Raw genomic sequence first — 11,993 nt, 5'->3', positions numbered from 1 at the left:
CGGGCGCCACGAACGCGAACGACCATCCGCCCATCCCCGCCGCGCCGCTGCCCGGACCGCGAGGGGCCCGCCGCCCGGCAGGCAGGGCCGGGGAAACGCCCCGCTTACTCCGTCGCCGCCCAACAGGGCGACCACCTGCACGCGCCGTGCCCGACAGCGCTGCCCCAAGGGCCGCTCACCTTTCCTCGTCGCCGCTGAGCACGCCACATCCCACTGGCCCGCCGCTCGGCCGGGATCCGGGAGCGGGGTACCTGATCAGCCGTCCGCCCGGGCTACCAGTGGCCCGCCGGACGGCAGGCAGGGCCGGGGAAACGCCCTGCTGTCGCCGTCGCTGCCGAACTCGGCGACCACGCACACGCCGGGTGGCCGACGGCGCTGCGGCACGGGCTGCCTACCTTCGTCGTCGTCGCCCTCTGCCTCACACCCCACTGGCCCGCCGCCCGGCCGGGATCCCGGAGCGGGGTACCAGCCCACCCGTCCCGTCGCTGACCTCCTCCGTCCTCTTGTGGCGAGGGGGTGTCCGGCCCGGATCCGTCTGCGGGTGTCCGGTGATCGGGGGTGGAGTGATCCCGCCACCGCGGGGACCGGCGGGTCGTGGGGGCCGGTCAGGGTCTTATGCTGTATGTGACAGGAGTCAACCGAACCGCCCGTGTCGGACGCCTGTCGTGATCCCGCGACCCCGGGCTCTTCAGAATCCCTCTAACCTTGGAAGCCATGTCATCCCGACGTACCGTCTCGCTCGTCACCCTCGGTTGTGCGCGCAACGAGGTCGACTCCGAAGAAATCGCCGGCCGCCTCGCCGACGGGGGCTGGGAGCTCGTCGACGGTGACGGGGCCGACGTCGTCGTGGTGAACACCTGCGGCTTCATCGAGGCCGCCAAGCAGGACTCCATCGACGCCCTGCTGAGCGCCGCCGAAGGCGGGGCCAAGGTGGTCGCCGCCGGGTGCATGGCCGAACGGTACGGCAAGGACCTGGCCGAGGCCATGCCCGAGGCCCAGGTGCTGAGCTTCGACGACTACGGCGAGATCTCCGGCCGCCTGGACGACGTCCTGGAGGGGCGCTCCCTGGTCCCGCACGACCCGCGCGACCGGCGCACCCTGCTGCCGATCAGCCCGGCGGAGAGGCAGGGCTCCGGTGTGCACGTCCCGGGGCACGGCGGGTTCGAGCCGCTGCCCGAAGGGGTGGCCCCGGCGTCCGGGCCCCGGGTGCCGCGCAAGCGGCTGGCCGGGGGGCCGGTCGCGAACCTGAAGATCGCCTCCGGCTGCGACCGGCGCTGCACCTTCTGCGCCATCCCGGCCTTCCGCGGCGCCTACATCTCGCGGCGCCCCGACGACGTCGTGCGCGAGGCCGAATGGCTCGCCGGGCAGGGCGTCCGCGAGCTCTTCCTGGTCAGCGAGAACTCCACCTCCTATGGCAAGGACCTGGGGGACCTGCGGGCCCTGGAGTCGCTGCTGCCGCGCCTGGCCGGCGTCGAGGGCATCGAGCGGGTGCGGGTCAGCTACCTGCAGCCCGCGGAGGTCCGCCCCGGCCTGGTCGACGTGCTCACCGGCACCCCCGGCGTCGTCCCCTACTTCGACCTGTCCTTCCAGCACGCGAGCGGGCCGCTGCTGCGGCGGATGCGCCGCTTCGGGGACCGGGAGCGGTTCCTGGAGCTGCTGGGCGCCGTCCGCGCCAAGGCCCCCGAGGCCGGGGCCCGCTCCAACTTCATCGTCGGGTTCCCCGGCGAGACCGAGGAGGACTTCGCCGAGCTCGAGGCCTTCCTGCAGGAGGCGCGCCTGGACGCCGTCGGCGTCTTCGGCTACTCCGACGAGGACGGCACCGAGGCCGCCGACCTGGACGGCAAGGTGCCCGAGGAGGTCGTCGCCGAGCGCGTCGACCGCCTCAACCGGCTGGCCGAGGAGCTCATGGCGCAGCGCTCCGAGGAGCGCGTCGGCACCCATGTGGACGTGCTCATCGAGACCGACCCGGGCGACGGCACCTTCGAGGGCCGCTCCGCCCACCAGGCGCCCGAGGTGGACGGAAGCACCCTGGTGCGCGGCACCGGGTTCGCCCCGGGCGACATCGTGCCCGCCACCGTCGTCGAGGCCATGGGCGTGGACCTGGTCGCCGACGCCGCCGACCGTTCGGACGCCCGATGAACGCGCAGGAATCCGTGCCCGCCCCCGCGCCGCCCGTCTGGAACATCGCCAACGTGCTCACCATGGTGCGGCTGGTGATGGTCCCGCTGTTCGTGGCGTTCATGTTCCTCCCGGAGACCGGGTGGCGCTACGCCGCGTTCGCGGTGTTCGTGGTGGCCGCCGTCACCGACCGCGTCGACGGCGAACTGGCCCGGCGCCGCAACCTGGTCACCGACTTCGGCAAGATCGCCGACCCGATCGCCGACAAGGCCCTCACCGGCTCGGCCCTGGTGGTGCTGTCCCTGCTGGGCGACCTGTGGTGGTGGGTGACCATCGCCATCCTGGTGCGCGAGTTCGGCATCACCCTGCTGCGGTTCGCCGTCATCCGGTACGGGGTCATCCCCGCCAGCCGGGGCGGCAAGCTCAAGACGGTGCTCCAGGTCGTGGCCATCGCCGTCTACCTGTTCCCGCTGCCCGACCCGCTGCAGATCGTCGCCCACACCGTCATGGGCGCCGCCCTGGCGGTCACCCTGTGGACCGGCGGCGACTACGTCTTCCAGGCCTACCGGCTGCGCCGCAAGGTGCGCTCCGGGGAGTCCGGGGAGCAGGACTGAGCCCGGACGACGGGGAGCTGCGCGCGGCCGCCGAGGCCGCGCTCGCCGCCGTGGGCGCCGCAGGGGGGACGCTCGCCACCGCGGAGTCGCTGACGGGCGGCCTCATCGGCGCGTGCGTCACCGCGGTCCCCGGCGCCTCGGCCGTCTACCGGGGCGGGGTCGTCTCCTACGCCACCGGGGCCAAGGCCGGCCTCCTCGGGGTGCCCGCGGACCTGCTGGCGCGGGAGGGGGCCGTGCACCCCGACGTGGCGGCCGCGATGGCCGAGGGGGCGCGCTCCGCCCTCGCGGCCGGATTCGGCCTCGCCGTCACCGGGGTCGCCGGACCCGAGCCCCAGGACGGGCGGCCGGTCGGCCGGGTGTACGCGGCGGTGGCCGCGCGCGGGGCCGTGACCAGGGTGGAGTGCTTCGATCTGGACGGCGGCCGGGACGCGGTCCGGCGGGCCACCGCGCTGCTCGCCCTGCGCGCCCTGACCAGGGCCGCCGGGCCGGATCGGCCACAATAGGCGCCCTTTCGCCGTTCAAGACGCGTCTTCCGGGGAACAAACCGACACCAAGATCGTGTTACCCCTCCAGCGAACAAGCTGGCCGCGAGGTGCGACGATCAGGCAGCGGACAGGTACGGTGTTTTCATGATGGTCGCTACCGCTGGGAGGGAGCGCGAATGATGGTCCTGCTTCGTCACCTGCTCGGTGACGTGCTACGGCGGCTTCGGCAGCGACAGGGCCGCACCCTCCGCGAGGTGTCGGCAGAGGCCCGGGTCTCCCTCGGCTATCTCTCCGAGGTCGAACGCGGGCAGAAGGAGGCCTCCTCGGAGCTGCTCTCCTCGATCTGCACGGCCCTCGGCGTCCCCCTGTCCCAGGTGCTGCGGGAGGTCGCCGACCAGCTCGCGCTCGCCGAACTCCAGGAGGCGGCGATGCTGGGCGGCTCGGTCCCGGCCGAACCCGTTCCCGCCGACGACCGCCTCGACATCGACCAGGTACCCGACCGGGTCCCCGACGTGGTGGACATGGTCGGCGTCTGAGCCCGCGCGTCCCCGACGCGACGACGGCGGCGCCCCCGAGGGGTCGGGGGCGCCGCCGTCGTGTGCGTCCGGGGTCAGCTCATCCAGGCGTCGGGGTCCTCGGCCAGGCGGCGGACGCTGTCGGGGAGCTTGCCGGTGGACAGGTGCTCCAGGTTCACACTCTCCAGGATCGACCGCTCGCTGGCGCGCAGCGCGATCCACACCATCTGCAGGCTCCGGGCGGCGCCGTCGTAGTCGACGTCCTCGGGGCGCTCCCCGCGCACGTTGGCCAGTGGGCCGTCCACCGCGCGGATGATGTCGGCCAGGGAGATCTCGGCCGCCGGGCGGGCCAGCCAGTACCCGCCGACGGGGCCGCGCTGGCTGCGCACCAGGCCGGCGCGGCGCAACTGGGTGAGGATGTTCTCAAGGAATTTTCCGGGTATGGCCTGGGAACGCGCGAGCTGTTCGGCCGTCACCGGCCCGCCGCTGGCGGCGGAGAGTTCGGCGGCGGCGCGCAACGCGTAGTCGACCCGGGCAGAAAGGCGCATGCTGCGATTATGCCGTGAATCGAGGGGAGACCGGTTCAAAGGGGCGGCGGTGTGGCGCCGCCGCGGGCGTGGTCGGGGCCATGGGGCGCCTCCAGGGGTCGTCGTCGGGGCCGCGCCGACCGCGGGCGCGGCGGGGCGCCGGGGCGCGGTGGGGGACGGCCGGGGGCCTCTCGGGCCGTGCACCCGAACCGGTCCGCATTCCAGCGTAACCGAGCCGCGGGGCCGGGGAGGGGCCCCGGCCCCGTCCCGGCCCCGGGCCTCCGGGGACGGGGTCAGCGCACCGGGGTCGGGACGCCGCCCAGCAGCTCGGCCACGCTCTGGCCGTTCACCCGGGCCGCGCCGTGGCTGCGGATGTGCGTGCGGCACTCGGGGCGCCAGACCGGCAGCCCCATCTCCACGACCACCGCGTCCGGCCGCTCACGGCACAGCGCCGCCACGAACTCCCGTGTCGCGGGGAAGCGGTGGGCGTCGCGCACCACGGCCACCAGGGGGCGCCCTGAGGCCCGGGCCAGCACCCGGGAGGGGGAGTCCTCCTCGGCCGTGATCCGCTCGGCCTGGGGGAACCACGGCGACAGGCCCCACGGCACCTCGCCCACGGCGATGCCGGGCGGGGCGTCCAGCTCGACCACCACCGGTTCGGCCAGGTCGGCGGGGGCGAGCGGCTCGCCCACCACCTGCACCGCGCGCCGCGCCCCGTCCAGCCCCAGATCGGAGGGGATCTGCGGGGGCGCCCCCTGCGCGGCGGTCCACCGGCGCACGCCGGCCGTGCGCGCGGCGGCCTCCTCCAGCCGCTCGGCGGGCATCCGCCCCGAGCGCACCGCCTCGGTGACGGCCGCGCGCACCGCCGCCACCTCGTCGGCGTAGCTGTACCGCCCCAGGCACAGCAGGTCGCACCCGGCCTCCAGGGCGCGCACCGCCGCCTCGGGCATGCCGATCGGCCGGCGCACCCCGTCCATGTCCAGGGCGTCGCTGATCACCATGCCGGTGAAGCCGAGCTCGCCGCGGAGCACCTCCACCAGGGCCCGGCGGCTGAGCGTGGCCGGGCCGTCCACCCCCAGGGAGGGCAGGGTGATGTGCGCGGTGAGCACGGCCAGCGCGCCCGCCTCCACGGCCGCGCGGAACGGCCGCAGCTCCCTCTCGCGCAGCAGCTCGGCGGAGGCGTCCACGGACGGCAGGTCCAGGTGCGAGTCCAGCTCGGTGGCGCCGTGGCCGGGGAAGTGCTTGGCGGCGGCGGCCACCCCGGCCGCCTGCAGGCCCCGCACCGCGGCGGCGCCGTGCCGGGCCACCAGGGCGGCGTCGGAGCCGAACGAGCGGGTGCCGATCACCGGGTTGTCTGCGGCGGTGTTGACGTCCACCGACGGCGCCAGGTCCACGTTCAGGCCCAGGCCGCGCAGCTCGGCGCCGAGGGCGGTGTGCACGGCCTCGGTCAGCGCGGTGTCGTCCACGGCGCCCAGGGCGGCGTTGCCCGGGTAGCCGCTCCCTGCCGCCTGCCCGATGCGGGTGACGTCGCCGCCCTCCTCGTCCAGGGAGACCAGCGGGTCGCCGCCCGCCTCGGACAGGGCGCGGGTGAGCCCCTTCAGCGCCTCCGGCCCGTCCGACAGGTCGATGTTGTTGTGGAACAGGCACACCCCGGCGATCCCGTCGGCCAGGCCGTCGAGGAGCCAGCGGGGGGCGGCGGTCGACTCGAAGGGCACCAGCAGGGTGGCGTTGGCGAGGCGGTCCAGGGTCGGATCCGCAGGCATGAGGGCTCCGTTCGTTGCGGGTGCGCCGCACGCGGGCGCGCAGAGTGAGCGGGTGCGGACAGGGGAGGGCGCCCGCGCGGGGGCAGGGCCGCGCGGGCGCGGCCGGGCACGGCGGGGGTCAGCCCTTGACCGCGCCCATGGTCAGGCCGGAGACCATGCGCCGCTGCACGAAGAGGAAGAAGACCATCACCGGGATGGTCAGCAGTGTGGAGGCGGCCATGATGGCGCCCCACTCGGTCCCGGTCCGGCCGAAGTAGTAGGACAGGGTGAGCGGGAGCGTGTAGTGGTCGGTGCTGCGCCCCAGGAAGGTCAGCGCGACGATGAACTCGTTCCAGGCGGTGATGAAGGCGAAGATGCTGGCCGCCACCAGGCCCGGGGCCACCAGCGGCATCAGGATGCGCCAGAAGACCACCGCATGGGAGGCGCCGTCGATGGCGGCGGCCTCCTCCAGCTCCTTGGGCACGGCCGCGACGAATCCGCGCAGCATCATGATCGTGATCGGCAGGGCGACGGCGGTGTAGACGACGAAGATGCCGGTGAGGTTGCCGAGCATGGTGATCCCGGTGCCGTCCTGGATCCGCCGGAAGTTGATGAAGATGGAGATGATCATCGCCTCCATCGGCACCATCTGGATCACCATCAGCAGGATGATGAAGGCGGTGCGCAGCCGGAAGCGGAAGCGCGCCACGGCCACCGCGGCCAGCAGCGACAGCAGCGCCGCCACGGCCACCGACCCCAGGGTGACGGTCAGGCTGTTGACCAGGAACTGCCAGAAGCTCACCCCGGGCAGCAGCTCCCCGTTGACGACCCGGTCGAAGTGCTCCAGCGTCAGGGTGCGGGGGATCACCGACTGGTCGCGGGAGAAGATCTCGCCCTGGGAGCGCAGCGCGGTGGCGGCCATCCAGTAGACGGGGAAGACCGAGAAGAGCAGCACGGCCGTCCCGGCCAGGTACAGCCCGGCGCCGCGCAGGCGGGCGGAGATCGGGCGCCGGCGGCGGGGGGTCCGGCGGCTGCGGGGGGCGCGGGTCGCGGTGGCGGTCATCGGGTCTCCCCCTGGCGGATCATGATGCGCAGGTAGTAGGCGGTGACGGCGAGGATCATGACGGTCATCACGACCGCGATCGCCGAGCCCATGCCGTAGTTGGGCGGGCTCGCGCTGAAGCCCTGCTGGTAGATGTAGTAGCTGAGCAGGTAGACGGACTTGTTCTGGAAGCCGTTGGCGAGGATGTAGAGCTGGGTGAACACCCGCAGGTCCCAGATGATCTGCAGCACCAGCAGCAGCGCGAACAGCGGCCGCAGCATCGGGAAGGTGACGCTCCAGAAGCTGCGCCAGGCCCCGGCGCCGTCCACCCGGGCGGCCTCGTACAGCTCCGAGGGGATGCTCTTCAGCCCGGCCAGCACCGAGACCGCGATGAACGGGAACGACTGCCAGACGATCACCAGGATCAGCACGCTGAACAGCGAGACCGGTTCGAGGAACCAGTTGTACTCCCGCCAGCCCGAGCCCACCAGCCAGTCGGGCAGGGCGTCCAGGGCGACGTTGACCAGGCCCCGCTCGGGCATGAACAGCCAGCGGAAGATCAGCGAGGCGCTGATGGCGGGCGTGGCCCAGGCGAGCATCATGCCGACCGCCACGACCGCGGAGAACCACTTGGGCAGCCGGTTCAGCAGGATGCCCACCAGGGTGCCCAGCCCCATGGTGATGCCGACCATCAGGACGGTCACCACCACGGTGTTGCGCAGGATGGTCCAGAACTCCGGGTCCGACAGCAGCCGCCCGTAGTACTCCAGCCCCTTGAACTCGGGGGCGGGCGCGTTGGGGAGCAGGTGGCGGGTGGTGAACCCGTGCACCGAGTACCAGGCCATCTGCACGATGGGCCAGAGCAGCACGACGGCGAGGATGACCAGGGTCGGGGCGATGAGCAGGTAGGGCGCGCCGATCCTGAGGCGCGGGCCGCGGCGGGGCCCGGACCCGGGGCGGGTCTCGGGCTCGGGCGCCCGGTCGTCGGGCGGCGCCGCTTTCACGGTCTGAGCCATGGCGGGACTTCTCGATTCGACGGTGGCGTGGCCGGTGGGGCGGCCGCGGGGCGAGGGGCGGCGGGGCGGCCGTGAGGGGCGGCGGCCGCCCCGCCTGTGGGGAGGGCCCATAACGGGCCCAGAGGGTCCGGGCGCTACTCCACTTCCTCGTTGAGGGTCTCGGTCAGGTCCTTGTTGGCCTTCTCCATGACCTCGTCCACGTCGCCGCCCTGGACGATCTCCAGCACCGCCGAGGGCAGGATCGCCTGGTCCTGGTCGGCGGCGTTCCAGCGCGGGGTGGCCGGGAAGAACTGGGTGTGCTCCATCTGCTGGGCGCCCGCGGCCTTGACGGGGTCCTCCTGGTAGGCCGGGTCGTCCAGCAGCTCCGGGTAGGCCGGGAAGTAGCCGGCGGCGTCGGCGTAGCCCTTGCCGCCCTCCTTGTCGCCCATCACCTTGAGCAGCTCGGTGGCGTGCTCGGGGTACTCGGTGGTGGAGAAGACGCCCAGGGCCGAGCCGCCGGCGAAGGCGGGGGCGATGCCGTCGGCGCCGGGCATGGGGGCGGCGGAGATCTCCTCCAGCAGGGCCGGGTCCTCGGCCTGCTCCTCCATCTGGCCCGTGGCCCAGCTGCCGTCGATGTACATGCCGAGCTCGCCGTTGGCCATGTCGGCCAGCGGTACCAGCTCGTTCTCACCGACGTAGGCCTGCGGGGAGATCTCCTCCTCGGAGGTGAGCCCGGCGTAGAACTCGACGGCCTCCTTGGCCTCGTCGCTGGTCAGCTGCCCCTGCCACTCGCCGCCCTCCTGGGTGGCGATCTCGCCGCCGTTGCTCCAGATGAAGCTGGCGATGCCGTTGGTGAAGTCGGTGGGCGCGGCGAAGCCGGGGACGCCGTGCTCCTCCTCGATCGCCTTGGAGACCTCGATGAGCTCGTCCCAGGTCGCCGGGGGCTCCATGTCGAGGTCGCTCAGCCAGTCGGAGCGGTAGTAGAGGGTGCGCACACCGGCGAACCACGGGATGCCGTACTGGGCGCCGTCGTACTGGCCGTACTCCAGGGCGCCCTGGTCCAGGTCGGCGGTGGTCTCCCAGTCGGCGATGTGGTCGTCCAGCGCGAGCAGCGCGCCCTGCTGGGCCCAGTTGGAGGTCTGGTCGTTGCCGACCTCCAGGACGTCCGGGGCGTCGCCGCCGGCCATGGCGTTGGTGATGGACTCCTGCGCGTCCTCCCAGGGGACGAACTCCACCTCGACGGCCGTGTCGGGGTAGGTCTCCTGGTAGCGCTTCTCGATGTCCTCGAAGTACTTCACGAGGGGGTCCTGGGCGGTGCCCATGACCCACACGGTGAGGCTGTCGGGCGCGTCGGCGGGGTCGGCGCCACCGCCGCCCCCTCCGCCGCAGGCGGCCGCGAGGAGAACAACCGCCGGAACGGCTGCGATCTTCGGGAATCTCACTCGTACTCTCCCTTCACGCGTCGCCACGCGCGCGACGTGCGTCGAAGAAGACGCCCCCGGTCATCTCCGGGTCGGCTACGAACGCTGTGCGGGCTTCGTCCTGAGTGCAAGCTGGTATAGCTCTGGTACGCCGTTCGGTCGCGCCCCGCTCCCGGTCCACGGCGGTTCCGGGGACGGGGCGTGAACGAGACCTGGTTCACGTTGGCGATAAACTAACAGGAAACTTTCTTAACTAATAGGGATGGGGGTGTCACGGTTATGTCTCGACGCCCGGGGACCCCGCGGCTGCTGCGCCAGCTCAACGACCGTGCCGCGCTGGAGCTCCTCCTGACGTCGGGGCCGGTGACGCGCACCCAGCTCGGGCGGGAGACGGGGCTGTCCAAGGTGACCGCCTCGCAGCTGCTCTCCCGCCTGGAGGAGCGCGGTCTGGTGCGGGTCGCGGGGAGCAAGGCCGGCGGCCGCGGCCCCAACGCCGCGCTGTACGAGGCGGTGCCCTCCGCCGCCTACGCCGTGGCGCTGGAGGTGGGTGCCGCCGAGGCCACCGCCGCCGTCGCCGACATCACCGGAACGGTGGTGGAGCAGGGCAGCGTCGACCCCTCGACCGCCTCCGACCCGGTGGGGGCGGTGTGCGGGCTGGTGGCCAAGCTCGTGGAGAGCGCGGGCGTGCCGCCCGAGCGGCTCAACGCGTGCGTCATCGGCACGCCCGGCGTGGTCGACCCGCGCACCGGGTCCGTTCGCTTCTCCTTCGACCTGCACGCCTGGCTGGAAGGGGTGTTCGACGCGCTCGGCACCGAGCTGGGGCGGCCGGTGCTGATCGAGAACGACGTCAACCTGGCCGCCATGGCCGAGCACGCCGAGGGGGCGGCCCGCGACGAGCGGGACTTCGCGCTGATGTGGCTGTCCAGCGGCGTGGGCATGGCGATCATGCTGGACGGGCGCATCCGCAGCGGCCGGTCCGGCGGCGCGGGCGAGATCGGCTACCTGCCGGTGCCCGGCGCCCCGCTCCCGCGGGAGGTGGGGCGGCCCGGCGGGTTCGCGTCGCTGCGCCTGCAGGACGGCGGCATCGACCACGGGTTCCAGTCGCTGGTCGGCGGCCGGGAGATCGTCGCGCTGGCGGGTGAGCACGGCATCACCGGCGGCGGGGCCGCCGAGGTGGTCGCGGCGGCCCGGGCGTCGGCGGCGGAGGAGCCGGAGGGGGCCGGTGCGGCCTTCCTGGACGAGCTGGCCGACCGCATCGCGCGGGGCGTGGCGTCGGTGTGCGTGGTGCTGGACCCGGGCCTGGTGGTCCTGGGCGGGGAGGTGGCCCGCGCGGGCGGCGAGGAACTGGCGCGCCGCGTCGCCGAGTCGGTCCCCGCGATCGGCCCGAACGCCCCGGAGGTCGGTGTCGGCCGGGTGGAGGGCCCCGTCCTGCGCGGGGCGCTGCTGCTGGCCCTGGAGAACGCCCGGGAGGAGCTGTACGCGGCCGTGGCCGAATGAGTCCGACCCCGGGGAGGTCGGCGCTGACGGGGCCGACCTCCCCGGGGGCGATGCCGCGGGGTGGCTAGCGCCGCTCCAGGGGGCGCCGCATGGCGATGCGCGGGGCGACGAGGATTCCCGCCTCCTCCTCGGTCCGCCACTGCGCGGCCAGGTCGGGGCCCCACGCCTGGCGGGGCAGCTCGGAGAAGCCCCGGCGCGCGTACCAAGGGGCGTTCCACGCCAGGTCACGGAAGGTGGTCAGGGTGAGGGCGCCGAATCCGGCGTCCCGCGCGCGTTCGCAGGCGGCCTCCAGGAGGGCCCGGCCGATCCCGCGCCGCCCGAGGCCGGGGTGGACGGCGATCTGCTCCAGGTGGGCGGCGCCGTCCAGCTCGATCAGGGCGGCGAGCCCCGCGACCCGGCCCTCGTGCCCGTCGGCGCCGGAGGCCTCGGCGACCAGCACCGCGCCGAACCGTTCGGGGGCGCGCCGTGTCCCATCGGCCCGCACCGGCCCCAGCACGTGGTCGAGGAGTTCCCGGGGGTCGTCCGGGGGCAGCACGATCCCGGCGTCGGCGAACATCCCGTCGGCGGCGAGGCTGACCTCGACGACCCAGGGGACGTCGGCCTCACGCATATCGCGCACGACAGGGGTGGTCGGGCTGATCACGTCGGTCGGATCCTCCTCGCTCAGTCGCTCACAGCAGGCTGCGTCGGGCCACGACATGATCCCGCTCGGAGTCGCCGGAAGCACGCGGTTTTCCATGCTCCCGGCGCTGAGGCGAGCGGTAGCAGGACGATGCCGTCACCAGCGACGGACCAGCAGGAACCCCGCTCAAGGGCCCCGGCCGGGCGGCGGGCCGCCAGAGTGCGGCGTTGACAGCGGCGACGAGAAGAGGCGGGAGGCCCGCACCGCAGCGCTGTCGGCCGTACGGCGTGTGCGTGGTCGCCGTGCTTGGCGGCGACGGAGACAGCGGGGCGGTTCCCCGGCCCTGCTTGCCGAGCGCGAGGCCCCTCCGCGATGATCTCGGGAAAAACGACGCTACCGGGGCGGTTTTAGCGTC

General features: G+C 73.6%; 11 protein-coding genes. 5 read left to right on the top strand and 6 right to left on the bottom strand.

Annotated features, from left to right (window positions below; all coding sequences use genetic code 11):
• Positions 1-714 precede the first annotated feature (714 nt).
• From rimO to O4J56_RS30750, 4 genes are all read left to right on the top strand, one after another.
• The gene (gene rimO, locus O4J56_RS30765) at positions 715-2,139 is read left to right on the top strand and encodes a 30S ribosomal protein S12 methylthiotransferase RimO (protein ID WP_270690658.1); all 1,425 of its coding nucleotides are present in this window, start codon (positions 715-717) and stop codon (positions 2,137-2,139) included.
• Positions 2,136-2,732: a CDP-diacylglycerol--glycerol-3-phosphate 3-phosphatidyltransferase gene (gene pgsA / locus O4J56_RS30760; RefSeq protein WP_270690656.1), complete on the top strand. Its 597-nt coding sequence runs from the start codon at positions 2,136-2,138 to the stop codon at positions 2,730-2,732. The genes rimO and pgsA overlap by 4 nt, the downstream gene beginning before the upstream one ends.
• A 50-nt stretch (positions 2,733-2,782) precedes the next feature.
• Positions 2,783-3,235 carry a CinA family protein gene (locus O4J56_RS30755; protein WP_408639199.1) on the top strand — a complete coding sequence of 151 codons (453 nt, stop codon included), beginning with the start codon at positions 2,783-2,785 and terminating at the stop codon, positions 3,233-3,235.
• A 158-nt stretch (positions 3,236-3,393) separates the two neighbouring features.
• Positions 3,394-3,753 carry a helix-turn-helix domain-containing protein gene (locus tag O4J56_RS30750; RefSeq protein ID WP_270690655.1) on the top strand — a complete coding sequence of 120 codons (360 nt, stop codon included), beginning with the start codon at positions 3,394-3,396 and terminating at the stop codon, positions 3,751-3,753.
• A 74-nt stretch (positions 3,754-3,827) separates the two neighbouring features.
• Here O4J56_RS30750 and O4J56_RS30745 read toward each other — a convergent pair whose 3' ends face one another.
• From O4J56_RS30745 to O4J56_RS30725, 5 genes are all read right to left on the bottom strand, one after another.
• Positions 3,828-4,280, bottom strand: coding sequence for an RrF2 family transcriptional regulator (locus tag O4J56_RS30745; RefSeq protein WP_026123967.1), 453 nt, complete (start codon positions 4,278-4,280; stop codon positions 3,828-3,830).
• Positions 4,281-4,552: 272 nt separating this feature from the next.
• Positions 4,553-6,022, bottom strand: a complete 1,470-nt coding sequence (locus O4J56_RS30740) for a glycoside hydrolase family 3 protein (RefSeq protein ID WP_270690653.1) — start codon at positions 6,020-6,022, stop codon at positions 4,553-4,555.
• 118 nt (positions 6,023-6,140) lie between these two features.
• The gene (locus O4J56_RS30735) at positions 6,141-7,064 is read right to left on the bottom strand and encodes a carbohydrate ABC transporter permease (RefSeq protein WP_270690652.1); all 924 of its coding nucleotides are present in this window, start codon (positions 7,062-7,064) and stop codon (positions 6,141-6,143) included.
• Positions 7,061-8,059, bottom strand: a complete 999-nt coding sequence (locus O4J56_RS30730; RefSeq protein WP_270690650.1) for a carbohydrate ABC transporter permease — start codon at positions 8,057-8,059, stop codon at positions 7,061-7,063. Before O4J56_RS30730 ends, O4J56_RS30735 begins: the two co-directional genes overlap by 4 nt.
• 134 nt (positions 8,060-8,193) lie before the next feature.
• Positions 8,194-9,480, bottom strand: a complete 1,287-nt coding sequence (locus tag O4J56_RS30725; RefSeq protein WP_270690648.1) for an extracellular solute-binding protein — start codon at positions 9,478-9,480, stop codon at positions 8,194-8,196.
• Positions 9,481-9,738: 258 nt separating this feature from the next.
• Between O4J56_RS30725 and O4J56_RS30720 the strand changes: the two genes are divergently transcribed.
• Positions 9,739-10,956, top strand: coding sequence for an ROK family transcriptional regulator (locus tag O4J56_RS30720; protein ID WP_270690646.1), 1,218 nt, complete (start codon positions 9,739-9,741; stop codon positions 10,954-10,956).
• Between the two features lie 64 nt (positions 10,957-11,020).
• Here O4J56_RS30720 and O4J56_RS30715 read toward each other — a convergent pair whose 3' ends face one another.
• A complete protein-coding gene (locus O4J56_RS30715; RefSeq protein WP_270690660.1) occupies positions 11,021-11,566 on the bottom strand; it encodes a GNAT family N-acetyltransferase in 546 nt (181 codons plus the stop codon).
• Between the last annotated feature and the right edge of the window lie 427 nt (positions 11,567-11,993).

This window comes from Nocardiopsis endophytica (assembly GCF_027706725.1).
Lineage (GTDB): Bacteria > Actinomycetota > Actinomycetes > Streptosporangiales > Streptosporangiaceae > Nocardiopsis_A > Nocardiopsis_A endophytica.
This window is presented reverse-complemented; position numbering and strand designations above follow the sequence as displayed.

What these genes read in the sequence shown, in the direction of transcription:
- pgsA (WP_270690656.1), top strand. Translation starts at nt 2,136, where the DNA reads ATGAACGCGCAGGAATCCGTGCCCGCCCCCGCGCCGCCCGTCTGGAAC.
- rimO (WP_270690658.1), top strand. Translation starts at nt 715, where the DNA reads ATGTCATCCCGACGTACCGTCTCGCTCGTCACCCTCGGTTGTGCGCGC.
- O4J56_RS30735 (WP_270690652.1), bottom strand. Translation starts at nt 7,064, where the DNA reads ATGACCGCCACCGCGACCCGCGCCCCCCGCAGCCGCCGGACCCCCCGC.
- O4J56_RS30720 (WP_270690646.1), top strand. Translation starts at nt 9,739, where the DNA reads ATGTCTCGACGCCCGGGGACCCCGCGGCTGCTGCGCCAGCTCAACGAC.
- O4J56_RS30750 (WP_270690655.1), top strand. Translation starts at nt 3,394, where the DNA reads ATGATGGTCCTGCTTCGTCACCTGCTCGGTGACGTGCTACGGCGGCTT.
- O4J56_RS30740 (WP_270690653.1), bottom strand. Translation starts at nt 6,022, where the DNA reads ATGCCTGCGGATCCGACCCTGGACCGCCTCGCCAACGCCACCCTGCTG.
- O4J56_RS30730 (WP_270690650.1), bottom strand. Translation starts at nt 8,059, where the DNA reads ATGGCTCAGACCGTGAAAGCGGCGCCGCCCGACGACCGGGCGCCCGAG.
- O4J56_RS30745 (WP_026123967.1), bottom strand. Translation starts at nt 4,280, where the DNA reads ATGCGCCTTTCTGCCCGGGTCGACTACGCGTTGCGCGCCGCCGCCGAA.
- O4J56_RS30715 (WP_270690660.1), bottom strand. Translation starts at nt 11,566, where the DNA reads ATGCGTGAGGCCGACGTCCCCTGGGTCGTCGAGGTCAGCCTCGCCGCC.